This window comes from Streptomyces luteolus, assembly GCF_029968015.1.
GTDB classification, from domain to species: Bacteria; Actinomycetota; Actinomycetes; order Streptomycetales; family Streptomycetaceae; genus Streptomyces; species Streptomyces luteolus.
Genome location: NZ_JASCIS010000006.1, coordinates 155,464 through 173,423, shown reverse-complemented (window position 1 = coordinate 173,423; position 17,960 = coordinate 155,464). Strand labels below are relative to the sequence as shown.

Sequence of the window (17,960 nt, the reverse complement as noted above, 5' to 3'; positions counted from 1 at the left end):
GGTCCTTTCCGTGTGCTGCCGGGTTCACCGAAGCAGCGCGGCCGCCGTGTCGACGGCCGCCGCCACGTCGTCGTCCGCCGGGTAGAGCAACGACCGTCCCACGACGAGCCCTTGCACGGTCGGCAGTTCGAGTGCCTTGCACCAGCGCTCGTACGTCTCCTGCGGGCGCTGCCCGTGCACGTCGCCGCCGAGCAGGACGGCCGGCAGCGTGGCGGCCTCCAGGGCGCGGGCGGTGCCGTACGGCTCGTCGGTGACGGGGACCTTCAGCCAGGTGTACGCGGAGCTGCCCGCGAGGCCCGACGCGACGGCGATGGCCGTGGTGACCGCCTCCGTGGACAGGTCGTTGCAGAGCCGCCCGTCGACCCGGTGGGACAGGAACGGCTCGACGAACACCGGAAGGCGCAGCTCCGCCATCGCGGCCACGGCGCGCGCGGCGGCGTCCAGGGTGGTGAGCGAGGCGGGGTCGTCGCGGTCGATACGGAGCAGCAGCTTGCCCGCGTCGAAACGGCGGCGGCGCAGGTCCTCGGGGGTGTGGCCGGTGAAGCGGTCGTCCAGTTCGAAGGCGGAACCGGCGAGTCCGCCGCGGTTCATGGAGCCCATGACGACCTTGTTGTCGAGCGCGCCGAGCAGCAGCAGGTCGTCCAGGACGTCGGCGCTGGCGAGCACTCCGTCGACGCCGGGCCGGGACAGGGCGAGGCAGAGCCGTTCGAGGAGGTCGGTCCGGTTGGCCATGGCGAAGCGCCGCTCCCCGACCGCGAGCGCGCCGCGCGCCGGGTGGTCGGCGGCGACGATGAGCAGCCGCCCCTCGTCGCCGAGCAGCGGCCTGCGCACCCGGCGCGCGGCGGCCTCCGCCACGGCCTCGGGGTGCCGGGCCCGGGTGCGGGCGAGCGCGGCGGGGTCGACGGACCGCCGCCCGGTGGTCATCGCGCACCCCGTTCCGCCGCGGGGCGGTCGGCCACTCGCCTCGTGCTCATCGCGCGCCCCTTCCGCCGCGGGGCGGTCGGCCGCTCGCCTCGTGGTCTCGCGCACCCTAGGCCGTCGGCCACTCGCCTCGTGCTCATCGCGCGCCCCGTTCCACCGCGAAGCCGTCGGCCGCTCGCCTCGTGCTCATCGCGCGCCCCCTTCGAGGACGGCCTCGACCTCGTGCGCGTACGGCATCGCGGGTGAGCAGGCGAGGCGGCCCGCGACGATCGCGCCCGCGGCGTTGGCGTACCGCATCGTGCGTTCGGGCGGCCAGCCCGCGAGCAGCCCGTGGCAGAGCGCGCCGCCGAACGCGTCCCCCGCGCCCAGGCCGTTGACGACCTCCACGGGTACCGGCGGCACCTCGACGCGCGCGCCCGACCGGTCCAGGGCGAGCACGCCCTTCGGGCCCTGTTTGACGACGGCAAGGTCGACCCCTGCGGCGAGCAGGGCGCGGGCGGCGGCCTCGGGTTCACGCAGGCCGGTGGCGACCTCGCACTCGTCGAGGTTGCCGACGGCGACGGTGGCGTGGGCGAGCGCCTCCGCGTAGTACGGGCGGGCCGCCTCGGGGCCGTCCGCCCAGAACATGGGGCGCCAGTCGAGGTCGAAGACGGTGGTGGCGGCCTTGGCGCGGTGGGCGAGGGCGGTGAGCGTCGCCGTGCGGCTCGGCTCCTCGCACAGGCCGGTCCCGGTCATCCAGAAGATCCGCGCCCGGCGGATCGCGTCGAGGTCCAACTCCTCGGCGCGCAGCGCGAGATCGGGCGCCTTGGGCTGCCGGTAGAAGTACAGCGGGAAGTCGTCGGGCGGGAAGATCTCGCAGAACGTGACGGGCGTCGGCAGCTCGGGCACCGGTGTCGCCCACCGGTCGTCGACGCCCAACTCCCGCAGTTCCCGGCGCAGATACGTACCGAAGGGGTCCTGGCCGGTGCGGGTGACGACAGCCGTACGCCGCCCGAGCCGGGCCGCGGCCACCGCGACGTTGGACGGCGAGCCGCCGAGGAACTTCCCGAACGTCTCGACGTCGGACAGCGGCACCCCGGTCCGCAGCGGATAGAGGTCGACGCCGATCCGGCCCATGGTGATCAGGTCGTACGGATCGGTCGGGTGGGGCTCGTCGTACGGCTGTCGCGCTTCGCTCGGACCGGTCACCCTCGATGCCCCTTCCGCCGACGCCGCCCTGGGGAGACACCCCCCAGGTCTAGCCCCCGCCCCCACCCCTGTCAACACTTTGTCCTTACATTCGGACCATGCGTGGACCATGCCTTGACAGCGCTCTCCGGACGCCTTGAGGCTGACGGACATGACCTTGCCGCGAATGTCGCGTATCCGCATCGGCTCGGCCCCCGACTCCTGGGGCGTCTGGTTCCCCGACGACCCCCGCCAGGTCCCCTGGCAGCGCTTCCTCGACGAGGTCTCCGAGTCCGGCTACGACTGGATTGAGCTGGGCCCGTACGGCTATCTGCCCACCGACCCCGAGCTCCTGCGCGCCGAGACCGAGCGGCGCGGTCTGCGCGTCTCCGCGGGCACTGTCTTCACCGGACTGCACCACGGCCCCGCCGTCTGGGACGAGACCTGGGAGCACGTCTCCCGCGTGGCCGAGCTGACCCGCGCCATGGGCGCCGGGCACCTGGTCGTCATCCCCGCCTTCTGGCGCGACGACAAGACCGGCGAGGTTCTGGAGAACCGCGAGCTGTCCGCCGAGCAGTGGCGCCAACTGGCCGACGGCACCGAACGCCTCGGGCGCGAGCTGCGCGAGCGGTACGGCCTGCGGATCGTCGTGCACCCGCACGCCGACACCCATGTCGACACCGAGGAGAACGTCGCCCGGTTCCTCGACGCCACCGACCCCGACCTGGTCTCCCTGTGCCTGGACACCGGGCATTACGCGTACTGCGGCGGGGACAACCTCAAGCTGATCGAGACGTACGGGGAACGCATCGGCTACCTGCACCTCAAGCAGGTCGACCCGGAGATCCTCGCGGCCGTCCGCGCCGAGGAACTGCCCTTCGGGCCCGCCGTGGCCCGCGGGGTGATGTGCGAGCCGCCCTCCGGGGTGCCCGCGCTCGCGCCTGTCCTGGACGCCGCCCAGCAACTCGGCGTCGAGCTGTTCGCCATCGTCGAGCAGGACATGTACCCGTGTCCTCCCGAGCAGCCGCTGCCGATCGCCCGCCGCACCCGGAGCTATCTGCGCGGCTGCGGCGCCTGACCGCGTACGGCCGGGCGCTCGGGGTGCGCGCGGCGCTCGGGGCGGGCGGGGCGCGCGGGGCGGGCGGGGCGGGCGGGGCGCGCGGGGCGCAACCGCGTACCACCACGCGCCGGGGGCGCGCGCCTTGACCACATACGCGGGCTTTCCGCAAGGACGCCCCGCCCGCCCAATGCATCACTCACGTCACCAAAGTTCCCGTTCCGTCACACATGTCTCAGGAACCCGGGTTTCCCGTCACACCCGCTCAACAGCCCCTCCCTGACGGTCACTCAGTGTCGCTCGCCGGGCACAGGCTGACTGCATGCCGGTTCGCGCTCAGCTCCCCCGACGGCTCCCCCGGGCCGCCACTGTGCGCGGACAGGGAGGTACCACAGATGACCGACCGCAAGCTCTGGTCGTACAAGGACATCGCCGCGCACATCCGCGTCCAGCCGGACACGGTGCGCTCCTACCGGAAGCACGGACTGCTGCCGTCGCCCGACCACGTGGAGGGCGGAAAGCCCTACTGGTACGCGGACACCATCCGCGCCTGGGTGGCCAGCAGGCCGAGCAACCGGGGGCGCAGAGAGTAGCCCGCCTTCTGGGCAGCCCCCTTCGTCAGACCCTCGCCCCTTCCCCAGGCCTCCGCGCGAAGACCGCGCGGGGGCCTTCGCGCGTCCACGGCTTGGAAAAGTACCCCCTAGGGGTATACAGTCGGGAGTGTCAGGAGGGGCCGTACAGGCAGCCGGCTCTCCTGTGCCGCGACCTGGGCAGCGCCATCCTCGACGCTACGCGCCGGCGGCCGCGGCTCCGAACGACGCCCTCGACGAGGAGAACGACATGAGCACCCAGACCGAGACCCAGACGACCGGCTCCTGCTGCTCCCCCTCCGGCTCCTGCCACGGGGACGGCGCGGCCGCGGCCCCGCAGGGCGCCGTGACCGCCGTCTACCAGGTCGCCGGGATGACCTGCGGCCACTGCGAGGGCGCCGTCTCCGCCGAGATCTCCGAGCTGCCGGGCGTGACCTCCGTCAAGGCCGTCGCCGCCACCGGCCAGGTCACCGTCGTCTCCGAGGCCGAGCTCGACGAGGCCGCGGTGCGGGCGGCGGTGGACGAGGCCGGGTACGAGCTGACCGGTCGCGCCTGACCCCACGGGGCCCGGACCCGGCGCCGGGCCCCGCACCCCCTCCATACCGGCCGACGAAGAGAACCCCGTGACCTGCCATGACTGACACGGCAACCGAGCACCCCGAGACCACCCCCCAGAGCTCCGAGGTCGAGCTCGCGATCGGCGGGATGACCTGCGCCTCGTGCTCGTCCCGGATCGAGCGCAAGCTCAACCGCCTGGACGGAGTGCTCGCCTCCGTGAACCTCGCCACCGAGAAGGCGAAGGTGGCGTACGCGGACGGCGTCGAGCTGAGCGCCCTGATCGCCACAGTCGAGAAGCTCGGCTACACCGCCGAGGAGATCACCCCGCCGGAACCGGAACCCGTGGCGGACTCCGAAGCCGTAGCCGCCGAAGCCGTACCCGCCGAGGCGGAGGACGGCGAGACGGAGGACGGCGAGACGGAGGACGGCGAGAGCGGGGCGCTGCGTCGGCGGCTGCTCGTCAGCGCCGTGCTCGCCCTGCCCGTCGTCCTCATGGCGATGATCCCGGCGCTGCAGTTCGACAACTGGCAGTGGCTCTCGCTGACCCTCGCCGCGCCCGTCGTGGTCTGGGGCGGGCTGCCCTTCCACCGCGCCGCCTGGACCAACGCCCGGCACGGCGCGGCCACGATGGACACCCTGGTCTCGGTCGGCACCCTCGCCGCCTTCGGCTGGTCGCTGTGGGCGCTGTTCTTCGGCACGGCCGGAATGCCGGGCATGCGGCACGGCTTCGACCTGACCGTGTCCCGTACGGACGGCTCCGGCACCCTCTATCTGGAGGTCGCCGCCGGAGTCGTCACGTTCATCCTGCTCGGCCGCTATCTGGAGGCCCGCGCCAAGCGGAAGGCGGGCGCCGCCCTTCGGGCCCTGCTCGAACTGGGCGCCAAGGACGCGACCGTCCTGCGCGGCGGCCGCGAAGTACGCGTCCCCGCAGGTCAGTTGCGCGTCGGCGACCGTTTCGTCGTACGGCCCGGGGAGAAGGTCGCCACCGACGGCACCGTCGTCGAGGGTTCCTCCGCCGTGGACGCGTCCCTGCTCACCGGCGAGTCCGTGCCGGCCGACGTCACCGTGGGCGACGCGGTGACCGGCGCCACCGTGAACACCTCGGGCCGGCTCGTCGTCGAGGCGAGCCGGGTCGGCGCCGACACCCAACTCGGCCGGATGGCGCGGCTCGTGGAGGACGCCCAGAGCGGCAAGGCCGCCGTGCAGCGCCTCGCCGACCGGATCGCCGCCGTCTTCGTACCCGTCGTCCTGCTGATCGCCGCCGCCACCCTCGGCGCCTGGCTGGGCCTGACGGCCGACGCGGCCGCCGCTTTCACCGCCGCCGTCGCCGTGCTGATCATCGCCTGCCCGTGCGCGCTCGGCCTGGCCACACCCACGGCCCTGCTCGTCGGTACGGGCCGCGGCGCGCAGCTCGGCATCCTCATCAAGGGCCCCGAGGTCCTGGAGTCCACCCGGCGCGTCGACACGATCGTCCTCGACAAGACCGGAACCGTCACCACCGGCCGCATGGAACTCCACGACGTGTACGCGGCCGAGGGCACCGACGAGAAGCAACTGCTGCGGTACGCGGGCGCCGTCGAGCACGCCTCCGAGCACCCGGTCGCCCGGGCCGTCGCGCAGGGCGCTCAGGCCGCTCAGGCCGCTCAGGCCGCAGACGATGCGCCGCTGCCCGCGCCGGAGGCGTTCGTCAACGTCCCGGGGCTCGGCGTGCGCGGCACCGTCGAGGGCCACACCGTGCTGGCCGGCCGTGCCCGGCTGCTCGCCGAGTCCGGGATCGCGCTGCCCGACGAGCTGTCCGCCGCCCTCGCCGAGGCGCAGGCCCGTGGCCGTACCGCCGTGGTCGTCGCCTGGGACGGTGTGGCACGCGGTGCCCTGACCGTCGCCGACGCGGTCAAGGAGACCAGCGCCGAGGCGGTGCGCGAGCTGCGCGCCCTCGGGCTGACCCCGGTACTGCTCACCGGCGACAACCGGGCCGTGGCGGAAGCGGTGGCGGCCGAGGTCGGCATCGACGAGGTGCGCGCTGAGGTGCTGCCGCAGGACAAGGTGGCCGCGGTCCGCGAGCTCCAGGCGGCCGGCCGCACGGTCGCCATGGTCGGCGACGGCGTCAACGACGCGGCCGCCCTCGCCACCGCCGACCTGGGCCTGGCCATGGGCACGGGCACGGACGCGGCGATCGAGGCGGGCGACGTGACCCTCGTACGCGGAGACCTGCGGGTGGCCGCCGACGCGATCCGGCTCTCCCGCCGCACCCTCGGCACGATCAAGGGCAACCTCTTCTGGGCCTTCGGCTACAACGTCGCCGCGCTGCCGCTCGCCGCGGCCGGGCTGCTCAACCCGATGATCGCGGGCGCCGCGATGGCGTTCTCGTCGGTCTTCGTGGTGACGAACAGCCTGCGGCTCAAGTCCTTCCGCTGAGCCCGATTCCGTAGCGGGCGCGTCTCAGCGAAAGGGCAGTCGTCTCGGGGTGCGAGAAGACTCGGTGAAGACCTTCACGTACCCCCCACAATCCCCTTACTCTGGGGCCCCGATCATCCAATCGGGGCCCTTGTGTATGTAGCTGGACATATGCGGGAGACGTAGATCACAGAGATTCGCACGTAACCATTTGGGGGTCTCGCAGGTCTAAGAGTGCGATGGCTGGAACGTCTTGGGGGGCGTTCCTGTCCGTCTGGGGATGTCTTGGGGGACGTCTCCAGCAGAGGTATCCCCGCGCTCCAGGGCGCTGGGGAGAGCGTTGGCCGGGGCACGTGCACCGGGGAGCTTTGAGCGGCCCTCCCGTACGTACGCGTCCCGGCGGACCGCGACGTGTGCTCGGCGCAGCACTCTTGGACGCCCGGCCGGATCCCGTGGGGGGAATCCGAACCGGGGACAAAGGGAAGCGCCCCGCAGGCCGGCCCGTGGGGGGACCGGTCGCGGGGCGCTTCTCTGTATCCGGGTGCCGGGTGCCGGGTGCCAGGTGCCGGGTTCCGAGTATTCGGGTTCCGGGCTTCGCGGCGAGGAGTCGGTGAGGCTCCGGGTCAGCGGGACTCGACCGGGACGAAGTCGCGCTCGACGACGCCCGTGTAGATCTGGCGCGGGCGGCCGATGCGGGAACCCGGCTCCTTGATCATCTCGTGCCACTGGGCGATCCAGCCCGGCAGCCGGCCGAGGGCGAAGAGCACGGTGAACATCTCGGTCGGGAAGCCCATCGCGCGGTAGATGAGACCCGTGTAGAAGTCCACGTTCGGGTAGAGGTTGCGCGAGACGAAGTAGTCGTCGGAGAGCGCGTGCTCCTCCAGCTTGAGCGCGATGTCGAGCAGCTCGTCGGACTTGCCGAGAGCGGACAGGACGTCGTGCGCGGCAGCCTTGATGATCTTCGCGCGCGGGTCGAAGGACTTGTACACCCGGTGGCCGAAGCCCATCAGGCGGACACCGTCCTCCTTGTTCTTCACCTTGTTGATGAAGGAGTCGACATCGCCGCCGGAGGCCTGGATGCCCTCGAGCATCTCCAGGACGGACTGGTTGGCGCCGCCGTGCAGCGGGCCCCAGAGCGCGGAGATACCGGCGGAGATCGAGGCGAACATGTTCGCCTGCGACGAGCCGACCAGGCGCACGGTGGACGTCGAACAGTTCTGCTCGTGGTCCGCGTGCAGGATCAGCAGCTTGTCGAGCGCGGAGACGACAACCGGGTCCAGGTCGTACTCGGCGGCCGGCACCGAGAACGTCATGCGCAGGAAGTTCTCGACGTAACCGAGGTCGTTGCGCGGGTAGACCACCGGGTGGCCGACCGACTTCTTGTACGCGTACGCCGCGATCGTCGGAAGCTTGGCGAGAAGGCGGATCGTCGACAGGTGACGCTGCTTCTCGTCGAACGGGTTGTGGCTGTCCTGGTAGAACGTGGACAGCGCGGAGACCACCGAGGACAGCATGGCCATCGGGTGCGCGTCCCGCGGGAATCCGTCGTAGAACCGCTTGACGTCCTCGTGCAGCAGCGTGTGCGAGGTGATCTCGTCGCGGAAGGCGGAGAGCTCGTCGACGGTGGGGAGCTCGCCGTTGATCAGCAGGTACGCCACCTCGAGGAAGGTGGAGCGCTCCGCCAGCTGCTCGATCGGGTAGCCGCGGTACCGCAGGATGCCCTGCTCGCCGTCCAGATAGGTGATACCGGATTTATAGGCGGCGGTGTTGCCGTACCCACTGTCGAGGGTCACCAGACCGGTCTGGGCGCGGAGCTTCCCGATGTCGAAGCCCTTGTCGCCGACGGTGCTGTCGATCACCGGGTAGGTGTACTCGCCATCGCCGTACCGCAGTACTACAGAGTTGTCGCTCACGTCATCCCTCACCGACGTAGTGCCTCTTCTTCGAGGTGCCCTGACTGTCTCTACCATCCCCCATTTGGCCCTGGAGAGTGCACTCGGGGTCGACCATTGGGCCTATTGACGGCACTCAGTGCCGCCAGCCTGCTCATCCTGCCCCCTTCGCCCTGGTTCCGGAACCCCCTCGTGACCTTTGCCACCGAAATGATCGATCAACCAGTGCACCCGCGCATCGTCAGTTCCCACGAAGCCGGTGGTCAAGCGCCGTGCACCTGCGTCCGGCGGAGACCGTGCGCACCGCCTGGCCGAGCGCCCTGCGCGAACCGACCAGAACCACCAGCTTCTTGGCCCGCGTCACAGCGGTGTAGAGCAAGTTCCGCTGGAGCATCATCCAGGCGCCGGTGGTGACCGGAATCACCACCGCTGGATACTCACTGCCCTGCGAGCGGTGGATCGTCACCGCGTAGGCATGGGTCAATTCGTCCAGTTCGTCGAATTCGTACGGCACTTCCTCGTCCTCGTCGGTCAGGACCGTGAGGTGCTGCTCGTCCGTGTCCAGTTTGGTGACGACGCCGACGGTGCCGTTGAAGACGCCGTTTGTGCCCTTCTCGTAGTTGTTGCGGATCTGCGTGACCTTGTCGCCGACGCGGAACGTGCGGCCGCCGAATCTCTTCTCCGGCAGGTCGGGCCGCGCGGGTGTCACCGCCTGCTGGAGCAGGCCGTTGAGCACGCCGGCACCGGCCGGGCCGCGGTGCATGGGGGCGAGCACCTGGACGTCCCGCCGCGGGTCGAGTCCGAACTTGGCCGGAATGCGCCTGGCCGCGACGTCCACCGTGAGCCGCCCGGCCTCCTCGGTCTCCTCCGTGACGAAGAGGAAGAAGTCCTTCAGGCCCTGAGTGAGCGGTGGCGCACCGGAGTTGATGCGGTGGGCGTTGGTGACGACGCCGGACTGCTGCGCCTGCCGGAAGATCCGGGTGAGGCGCACCGCGGGCACCGGCCCCGTCTCGTCGAGCAGGTCTCTGAGCACCTCGCCCGCGCCGACGCTGGGCAGTTGGTCGACATCGCCCACGAAGAGCAGATGGGCGCCGGGCGGCACTGCTTTGACCAGCTTGTTGGCGAGCAGCAGATCGAGCATCGACGCCTCGTCGACCACCACCAGGTCCGCGTCCAGGGGACGGTCTCTGTCGTACGCCGCGTCTCCGCCCGGCTTCAGCTCCAACAGGCGGTGCACCGTGGACGCTTCGGCGCCGGTGAGCTCGGCGAGGCGTTTGGCGGCGCGGCCCGTGGGGGCGGCGAGGACGACCTTGGCCTTCTTGGCGCGGGCCAGCTCGACGACCGAGCGGACCGTGAAGGACTTGCCGCAGCCGGGCCCGCCGGTGAGGACGGCGACCTTGCGGGTGAGGGCCAGCTTCACCGCCTCCTCCTGCTCCGGGGCGAGTTCGGCGCCCGTGCGCTGCCCGAGCCAGGCCAGGGCCTTCGTCCAGTCGACGTCCTGGAAGGCGGGCATCCGGTCCTCCTCGGTGCGCAGCAGTCGCAACACCTGGGCGGACAGGGAGAGTTCGGCCCGGTGGAAGGGGACCAGGTAGACGGCTGTCACCGGCCCGTCCCCTGCCGGGCCCGGCACCTGCTCGCGCACGACTCCCTCCTCCTCACCGGCGAGTTCGGCGAGGCAGTCGATGACGAGGCCCGTGTCCACCTGGAGGAGTTTCACGGCGTCCCCGATCAACTGCTCCTCGGGCAGGAAGCAGTGGCCCTGGTCGGTGGACTGCGACAGCGCGTACTGCAGGCCCGCCTTGACGCGCTCCGGGCTGTCGTGCGGGATGCCGACGGCCTGGGCGATGCGGTCGGCGGTGAGGAAGCCGATCCCCCAGACGTCGGCCGCGAGGCGGTACGGCTGGTTCTTGACGACGGAGATGGAGGCGTCTCCGTACTTCTTGTAGATCCGCACCGCGATCGACGTGGAGACCTCGACGCTCTGCAGGAAGACCATCACCTCCTTGATGGCCTTCTGCTCCTCCCAGGCCGCGGCGATCTTCTCCGTGCGCTTCGGGCCGAGGCCCGGGACCTCGATCAGGCGCTTGGGCTCCTGCTCGATGACGTCGAGGGTGTCCAGGCCGAAGTGCTGCGTGATGCGGTCGGCGAAGATCGGCCCGATGCCCTTGACCAGGCCCGAGCCGAGATAGCGGCGGATGCCCTGGATGGTGGCGGGCAGGACCGTCGTGTAGTTCTCCACCGTGAACTGCTTGCCGTACTGCGGGTGGGAGCCCCAACGGCCCTCCATGCGCAGGGACTCCCCGACCTGCGCGCCGAGCAGCGCGCCGACGACCGTGAGCAGATCGCCGCCGCCGCGGCCCGTGTCGACTCTCGCGACCGTGTAACCGCTCTCCTCGTTGGCGTACGTGATGCGTTCCAGGACGCCCTCGACCGCCGTCAGACCCCTTGCCGTGCCCGCTGTCGGGCTCCCCGCCGCTTTCGACATGTTCTGACGCTACCGCCGAGCTCGGACAGTCCGCCGAGCCTGTGGATAACCTGCCTCGGCCGCCTGTGGACAACGGTCGTCGGCGGTGGAGTCACCGGCGTCGGCTCGGCACGGAATCTCCGGCGCGGCAAGGCTTCGAGGGCCCGGCCCCCCGGCCGGGCCCCCTCGTCTCCCCCTCAGCTCAGGGCCGCGATCCCCCCGGATCGCACCGGAACCCCCGGATCCCCCCCGGCCCCCCGGATCCCCCTCCGGGCCCTGACGTCCGGTAGGACCCGCGTCGGCTCGGAAGGGTTGTGCGGGGACGGGCGGCGAACTGCGGGCATCGGCGGCTGGGGGGGCGTCTGCGTCGACATGCCGTCGAACAGGGCCGGACGTAGCGTTTCCGGCATGAGTGAGAACTCCATCGAAAAGGACGTCCTGGACGAGCTCGGGGACGACAAGCTGCAGGAACTCGCCGGGCTCCTCGGGCCGGACGCCGACACCCGGACCGCGAAGAGCTTCGTCGGCGACACGGTCTCCGCGCTCTCCGGCGGGCTCCAGGAACGCGCCGAGGGCAGCTCCGAAGGCGCCGCCGAGGTGCGGCAGGCGCTCGACGAGGCGGGCGACGAGGCCGCGGGAGACAACACCCTGCAGGGCGTCTCGACGCTCGGCGGCGGGCTCGGCGGGCTGCTCGGTGGCGGCATGATGGCCGGCGTCCTATCGAAGCTCAGCAGACCCGTCGCACAGGCCGTGTCGAGGAAGACCGGCATCCCCGCGCCCACGGTCGCCCGCGGCATCGAGATGCTCGTCCCGGTCCTGCTGACCGTCTTCGCCAAGCGTGCGGCCGGCGCCAAGAAGCAGGCCGGGGCCGCCACATCGCCCGGAGCGGCACCCTCCTCAGGGCAGCCCGGAGCAGCGCAAGGGCAGCAGCCCGGAGCCGCGCAGGGCCAGCCGGGCGGCGGGCTCGACCTGGGCGAGCTCCTCGGACAGATCCTCGGCGGCAAGAAGTAGCAGCGACCGGGAGCGGGGCCGTGCTCGGCGGGCGTGTGCTCAGCAGGCGTGTGCTCGGCGCGCCTGTGCTCAACGGGCCTGTGCTCAGCGGGCGTGTGCTCAGCGGGCGTGTACTCGGCGGGCGTGTACTCGGCGGGCGGGTGCTCGGCGCGCCGCCCGCGCCCAGCCCGCCCGTGCTCAGAGCGTTGCTCGGCGCGCCCGTGCTCAGGGCGTTGCTCGGCGCGCCCGTGCTCAGGGCGTTGCTCAGCACGCCCGTGCTCAGGGCGTTGCTCAGCGCGCCCGTGCTCAGGGCGTTGCTCAGCGCGCCCGCGCCACCGCCCTGAACCGTTCCAGCGTCTCGGCCAGCACCTCCCGGCCGTCTCGTGCCCACAACTCCTCGTTGAACAGCTCCACTTCCACCGGACCCGTGTAGCCCGCGGCGGCCACGCGCGCGTGCCATGCGGGGAAGTCGACGGAGCCGTCGCCGAGTTGACCGCGCCCGTTCAGTACGCCCTCGGGCAGCGGTGTCGTCCAGTCCGCGAGCTGGTACGCGAAGAGCCGCCCGGCCGCCCCCGCGCGTGCGACCTCCGCTGGGGCCCGGTCGTCCCACCACAAGTGGTACGTGTCCACGCAGACGCCCACCTCGTCGGCGGGGAAGCGCTCCGCCAGGTCGAGTGCCTGGGTGAGCGTCGAGACGACGCAGCGGTCGGCGGCGTACATCGGATGCAGCGGCTCGACAGCCAGGAGTACGCCGCGCTCGCGCGCGTACGGGCCGAGTTCGGACAGGGCGTCGGCGATGCGTTCGCGGGCGCCGTGCAGGTCGCGGCTGCCGGGCGGCAGGCCGCCGGAGACCAGGACGAGCGTATCGGTGCCGAGCGTCGCGGCCTCGTCGACGGCGCGGCGGTTGTCGTCGATCGCCTGCACGCGCGCGTGCGGGTCGATCGCCGTGAGGAAGCCGCCCCGGCACAGCGTCGTCACCGTGAGACCGGCCTCGCGCACCAGCTTGGCGGTGGCGTCGAGGCCGTACTCGGCGACCGGCTCGCGCCACAGGCCGACACCCGTGACGCCCAACTCTCCGCACGCCTCGGCAAGTTCGGGGATCGGCAGCTGCTTCACGGTCATCTGGTTGATGCTGAAGCGGGTCACGTCGACGGTCACCGGGCGACTCCGTACACGTCGAGGAGGGACCTCATCCGGGCCTCGGCGAGGTCGGGTTCAGGGAACAGGCCGAGCCCGTCGGCGAGTTCGTACGCCCTGGCCAGGTGCGGCAGGGAGCGGGCCGACTGGAGGCCGCCGACCATCGTGAAGTGGCGCTGGTGACCCGCGAGCCAGGCGAGGAACACGACACCTGTCTTATAGAAGCGGGTGGGCGCCTCGAAGAGATGGCGGGACAACTCCACGGTCGGGTCGAGGAGTTTGCGGAACGCCTCCATGTCGCCCGTGTCGAGGACCCGCACCGCATCCGCCGCCAGCGGCCCGAGCGGGTCGAAGATGCCGAGCAGGGCGTGGCTGAAGCCGCGTGCGTCGCCCGCGATCAGCTCCGGGTAGTGGAAATCGTCACCCGTGTAACAGCGCACGCCCTGCGGCAGGCGGCGGCGCAGGGCGATCTCGCGGTCCGCGTCGAGCAGCGAGATCTTGACGCCGTCGACCTTGTCCGGGTGCGCGGCGATGACCTCCAGGAAGGTCTCCGTGGCCGCGTCCAGGTCGGTGGAGCCCCAGTAGCCGGTGAGCGCCGGGTCGAACATGGGGCCCAGCCAGTGCAGGATCACCGGCTCGGCCGCCTGGCGCAGCAGCCGCCGGTAGAGCGCGAGGTAGTCCTCAGGGCCGCGGGCTGTCGCCGCGAGGGCCCTGGACGCCATGAGGATGGCCTGCGCGCCCGTCCCCTCCACGAGCGCGAGCTGCTCCTCGTAGGCGCCCAGGACCTCGCTCAGGGCGGTCTGCCCGGCCTTGTCGAAGTGGCCGCCGGGACCGGTCAGCTGGTCGGTGCCGACGCCGCAGGCGATGCGGCCGCCGACCGCCTTCGCCTCGGCCGCCGAGCGCCGGATCAGCTCGGCCGCGCCCGCCCAGTCCAGGCCCATGCCGCGCTGCGCGGTGTCCATCGCCTCGGCCACACCCAGGCCGTGGGACCACAGGTGGCGGCGGAAGGCGAGCGTGGCGTCCCAGTCGACGGCGGCGGGCCCGTCCGGCGAGGTGTCGGCGTACGGATCGGCCACGACGTGGGCCGCGGAGAACACCGTGCGGGAGGCGAGCGGGGCCGATCCGGACGGGCGAAACGGCTCGGTCCGCGGGACGTACGCGCGCGTGCCACCGTTTTCGGTGGGCAGCAGGAGGGTCACAGGGTCAGCTCCGGCACGTCGTGACGGCGGCCCTCGGCCGAGGACCTGAGGCCCAGCTCGGCGAGCTGCACGCCGCGCGCCCCGGCGAGCAGGTCCCAGTGGTACGGCTCGTCGAGCACCACATGGCGCAGGAACAGCTCCCACTGCACCTTGAAGCCGTTGTCGAACTCGCCGTTGTCCGGCACCTCCTGCCACTGGTCGCGGAACCGCTCGGCGACCGGGATGTCCGGGTTCCACACGGGCTTGGGGGTCGCCGAGCGGTGCTGTGCGCGGCAGTTGCGCAGGCCCGCGACGGCGGAGCCCTCGGTGCCGTCGACCTGGAACTCGACCAGCTCGTCGCGGTTGACCCGCACCGTCCAGGAGGAGTTGATCTGCGCGATCGCCCCGCCCTCCAGCTCGAAGATCCCGTACGCGGCGTCGTCGGCGGTCGCGGCGTAGGGCTTGCGCTGCTCGTCCCAGCGCTGCGGCACGTGCGTGGCGGCCAGTGCCTGTACGGACTTCACGCGGCCGAACAGCTCGTGCAGCACGTACTCCCAGTGCGGGAACATGTCGACGATGATGCCGCCGCCGTCCTCCGCGCGGTAGTTCCACGACGGGCGCTGGGCCTCCTGCCAGTCGCCCTCGAAGACCCAGTAGCCGAACTCGCCGCGCACGGACAGGACGCGCCCGAAGAAGCCGCCGTCGATGAGGCGTTTCAGCTTCAGCAGGCCCGGCAGGAAGATCTTGTCCTGGACGACGCCGTGCTTGATGCCCGCGGCGTCGGCGAGGCGGGCCAGTTCGAGCGCGCCCTCAAGGGTGGTGGCGCTGGGCTTCTCTATGTAGAGGTGCTTTCCGGCGGCGACGGCCTTCTTGACGGCCTCCTCGCGGGCGGAGGTGACCTGCGCGTCGAAGTAGATGTCGATCGTGTCGTCGGCGAGCACCGCGTCCAGGTCGGTCGTCCAGTGCTCAAGGCCGTGCTCGTCCGCGAGCGCCTTCAGGGCGTGCGCGCGGCGGCCGACGAGGACCGGCTCGGGCCACAGCACGGTGCCGTCGCCCAGGTCGAGGCCGCCCTGATCGCGCAGCGCGAGGATCGAGCGGACCAGGTGCTGGCGGTGACCCATCCGCCCGGTCACGCCGTTCATGGCGATACGCACCGTCTTACGTGTCACGAAAGTCCCTCCGTACGCCGGTCCCCGTTGAAGGCGGGAGCTACAGAAAGCACCATAGCAAGCGCTTTCTATCCGGGGAAAAGCTAGCCTGCCTGACAAGCCCCGTACAAGGGGGCCGGGCGAAGTGCCCCACGGGGAGCGCCGAACCGCCGCCGACTGCGGGCGGAACGCGCGCGTGGTGCCGGTTTTCCGGTTCGTTGCGGGACCCGCTCGGCGGTGGAACCGAAGAGAGCCCTCGGAGGCGTGCAGATGACCGTGACCCTGGCGGACGTGGCGGCTCGCGCCCAGGTCTCCCCCGCCACCGTCTCCCGCGTCCTGAACGGCAACTACCCGGTGGCGGCAGCCACCAGGGAACGTGTGCTGCGCGCGGTGGACGAGCTGGACTACGTCCTGAACGGGCCCGCGAGTTCGCTCGCCGCGGCCACCTCCGACCTGGTCGGCATCCTCGTCAACGACATCGCCGACCCGTTCTTCGGGATCATGGCCGGTGCCGTGCAGTCCGAGATCGGCGGTCCCGGTGGACGCGCGGGCGGGGAGCGGCTCGCGGTGGTGTGCAACACCGGCGGCTCGCCCGAGCGCGAGCTGACGTATCTGACGCTGCTGCAGCGCCAGCGCGCCGCGGCCGTCGTCATCACCGGCGGGGCCATCGAGGACGCCGAGCACGCGGCGGCGCTCAACGCGAAGCTGCAGCGGCTCACGGACGCCGGTACGCGCGTGGTGCTCTGCGGCCGGCCGCCCGCGCCCGAGACCGGCGCCGTGGCGCTCAGCTTCGACAACCGCGGCGGCGGCCGCACGCTCACTCAGCACCTGCTCCTGCTCGGCCACCGCACGATCGGCTATATCGCGGGCCCCGAGGAGCGCACGACGACCCGGCACCGCCTGGAGGGCCACCGGGACGCCCTCGCCGCCGCGGGCCTGCCGAACGGCGCCGAGCTCACCCTGCACGGCCCGTACGACCGCGCCACCGGCCACGCGGCCGCCGTCGACCTCCTGCGCCGGGAGCCCGCGTTGACCGCGATCGTCGCGGCCAACGACACGGTGGCGCTCGGCGCGTGCGCGGCGCTGCGCGAGGCGGGGCGGCGCATCCCGGACGACGTCTCGGTGGCCGGCTTCGACGACCTGCCCTTCAGCGTGGACGCGGTGCCCGCCCTCACGACGGTGCGACTGCCGCTGGCCGAGGCGGCGGCGCGGGCGGGCCGCATCGCCATGGGCCGCGAGAAGGAGCCGTCCGGGGGCGTGGCGACGATCCCCGGGGAGTTGGTCGTGCGAGGGTCGACCGGGCGGGCCTGAGGACCCCGTACGACCGGATTCCGAGCCTTGACGGAGCGGGGGCGGGTTTCTAGGGTCCGCCCAAGCCGGTCCCACAAGCCGGTCCCACAAGCCGGTCCCACATCCCGGTCCGCACAAGCCGGTCCCACATCCCGGTCCGCACAAGCCGGTCCCACATCCCGGTCCGCACAAGTCGGTCCGTCCAAGTCCGTCCCAGTCCTTCGCTCAAGTCCGTCGAAGCCCGCCCCAGCCCTTCGCCCAGGTCTGTCAGAGCCGTCCGGGCCGGTCCGCCCGAGCCAGACCGAAGCCGCCCCAAACCACCCCCCCCACCTCCTCAGGAGCCCGCCGTGAAGCTGGCCTTCTCCACCCTCGGCGTGCCCGGACTCCCGCTGTCCGACGTGCTGCGCCTCGCCACCACGCACGCGTACCACGGCGTCGAGCTGCGCGCGCACGCCGAAGAGCCGGTGCACACCGGGCTCGGCGAGGCCGAACGGGCTGACGCCGCCGCCGAGTTCAAGGCCTCCGGCGTGGAGGTCCTGGGAATCGCCGGGTACGTGCGCGTGGCGGCGCCCGGCGCGGACGAGCCGGTGCTCGCGGAGCTGCGTGACCTGTGCGAGCTGGCCCGCGACCTGGGCGCCCCGTACGTGCGGGTCTTCCCCGGCGGTACGGAAGAGCAGCGCCCGGAGGAGGCGGACGCGACGGCCGCGCGCCGCCTGGGACTCGCCGCCGAGCACGCGGCCGACGTCGGCGTGCGCATCCTCCTGGAGACGCACGACTCGCACCGCACGGGCGCCGCCGCCACGCGCGTGCTCGGCACGGTCGGACACCTCAACGTGGGCGCCCTGTGGGACGTCATGCACACCTGGCTCGCCGGCGAGCAGCCCTCGACGTCGTACGCCGCCCTGGCGCCGTATCTCGGCTATGTCCAGGTGAAGGACATCGCCTCCGCCGCCGACACCACCCCGCTCGCCCTGGGCTCGGGCGTGCTGCCGCTGACGGAGTGCGTGGAGCTGCTGAGCCGCGAGGGCTGGGACGGCTGGCTGTGCTGGGAGTACGAGGCCCGCTGGTGCCCGGAGGCGGCCCCGCTGCTAGACCAACTCGCCGCGGGGCGCGAGCACTTGGTGCGGTTGCTCAACGAGTCGGCTTGAGGGGCGCGGGGGTCGGGAGCGGTCGG

Annotated in this window: 14 protein-coding genes; 7 read left to right on the top strand and 7 right to left on the bottom strand. The window is 72.0% G+C overall.

What is annotated here, in order from left to right; genetic code table 11:
- Window positions 1-24: 24 nt before the first annotated feature.
- Together QIT00_RS08190 and iolC are read right to left on the bottom strand one after the other, a co-directional pair.
- Window positions 25-924 (bottom strand): Cgl0159 family (beta/alpha)8-fold protein, encoded by a 900-nt coding sequence (locus tag QIT00_RS08190; protein ID WP_282534455.1) that lies wholly within the window; start codon window positions 922-924, stop codon window positions 25-27.
- 183 nt (window positions 925-1,107) lie between these two features.
- The gene (iolC, locus tag QIT00_RS08185) at window positions 1,108-2,109 is read right to left on the bottom strand and encodes a 5-dehydro-2-deoxygluconokinase (protein ID WP_282534454.1); all 1,002 of its coding nucleotides are present in this window, start codon (window positions 2,107-2,109) and stop codon (window positions 1,108-1,110) included.
- A 151-nt stretch (window positions 2,110-2,260) separates the two neighbouring features.
- Between iolC and QIT00_RS08180 the strand changes: the two genes are divergently transcribed.
- From QIT00_RS08180 to QIT00_RS08165, 4 genes are all read left to right on the top strand, one after another.
- Window positions 2,261-3,166 carry a sugar phosphate isomerase/epimerase family protein gene (locus QIT00_RS08180; RefSeq protein ID WP_282534453.1) on the top strand — a complete coding sequence of 302 codons (906 nt, stop codon included), beginning with the start codon at window positions 2,261-2,263 and terminating at the stop codon, window positions 3,164-3,166.
- Between the two features lie 374 nt (window positions 3,167-3,540).
- Window positions 3,541-3,738 (top strand): helix-turn-helix transcriptional regulator, encoded by a 198-nt coding sequence (locus QIT00_RS08175; RefSeq protein WP_282534452.1) that lies wholly within the window; start codon window positions 3,541-3,543, stop codon window positions 3,736-3,738.
- A 247-nt stretch (window positions 3,739-3,985) separates the two neighbouring features.
- On the top strand, window positions 3,986-4,291 hold the full coding sequence (locus QIT00_RS08170; protein ID WP_282534451.1) for a heavy-metal-associated domain-containing protein: 306 nt from the start codon (window positions 3,986-3,988) through the stop codon (window positions 4,289-4,291).
- Window positions 4,292-4,368: 77 nt separating this feature from the next.
- Window positions 4,369-6,708, top strand: a complete 2,340-nt coding sequence (locus QIT00_RS08165) for a heavy metal translocating P-type ATPase (protein ID WP_282534450.1) — start codon at window positions 4,369-4,371, stop codon at window positions 6,706-6,708.
- A 602-nt stretch (window positions 6,709-7,310) separates the two neighbouring features.
- Here the strand turns inward: QIT00_RS08165 and QIT00_RS08160 are convergent.
- Complete coding sequence (locus QIT00_RS08160; RefSeq protein WP_282534449.1) at window positions 7,311-8,600, bottom strand: citrate synthase; 1,290 nt, start codon at window positions 8,598-8,600, stop codon at window positions 7,311-7,313.
- A gap of 220 nt (window positions 8,601-8,820) precedes the next feature.
- Complete coding sequence (gene recD2, locus QIT00_RS08155; RefSeq protein WP_282534448.1) at window positions 8,821-11,064, bottom strand: SF1B family DNA helicase RecD2; 2,244 nt, start codon at window positions 11,062-11,064, stop codon at window positions 8,821-8,823.
- 387 nt (window positions 11,065-11,451) lie between these two features.
- Between recD2 and QIT00_RS08150 the strand changes: the two genes are divergently transcribed.
- Window positions 11,452-12,054 carry a DUF937 domain-containing protein gene (locus tag QIT00_RS08150; RefSeq protein ID WP_282534447.1) on the top strand — a complete coding sequence of 201 codons (603 nt, stop codon included), beginning with the start codon at window positions 11,452-11,454 and terminating at the stop codon, window positions 12,052-12,054.
- Window positions 12,055-12,351: 297 nt separating this feature from the next.
- Here QIT00_RS08150 and QIT00_RS08145 read toward each other — a convergent pair whose 3' ends face one another.
- The 3 genes from QIT00_RS08145 to QIT00_RS08135 are packed head-to-tail and all read right to left on the bottom strand — an operon-like array spanning window position 12,352 to window position 15,517.
- Window positions 12,352-13,155 (bottom strand): sugar phosphate isomerase/epimerase family protein, encoded by an 804-nt coding sequence (locus QIT00_RS08145; protein ID WP_282534553.1) that lies wholly within the window; start codon window positions 13,153-13,155, stop codon window positions 12,352-12,354.
- Window positions 13,156-13,187: 32 nt separating this feature from the next.
- Window positions 13,188-14,369: a dihydrodipicolinate synthase family protein gene (locus QIT00_RS08140; protein WP_282534446.1), complete on the bottom strand. Its 1,182-nt coding sequence runs from the start codon at window positions 14,367-14,369 to the stop codon at window positions 13,188-13,190.
- Window positions 14,366-15,517, bottom strand: coding sequence for a Gfo/Idh/MocA family protein (locus QIT00_RS08135; protein ID WP_282534445.1), 1,152 nt, complete (start codon window positions 15,515-15,517; stop codon window positions 14,366-14,368). The genes QIT00_RS08140 and QIT00_RS08135 overlap by 4 nt, the downstream gene beginning before the upstream one ends.
- Window positions 15,518-15,766: 249 nt before the next feature.
- Between QIT00_RS08135 and QIT00_RS08130 the strand changes: the two genes are divergently transcribed.
- Window positions 15,767-16,807, top strand: coding sequence for a LacI family DNA-binding transcriptional regulator (locus QIT00_RS08130; RefSeq protein ID WP_282534444.1), 1,041 nt, complete (start codon window positions 15,767-15,769; stop codon window positions 16,805-16,807).
- Window positions 16,808-17,133: 326 nt separating this feature from the next.
- Window positions 17,134-17,934 carry a sugar phosphate isomerase/epimerase family protein gene (locus QIT00_RS08125; RefSeq protein WP_282534443.1) on the top strand — a complete coding sequence of 267 codons (801 nt, stop codon included), beginning with the start codon at window positions 17,134-17,136 and terminating at the stop codon, window positions 17,932-17,934.
- The last annotated feature ends 26 nt before the right edge of the window (window positions 17,935-17,960 follow it).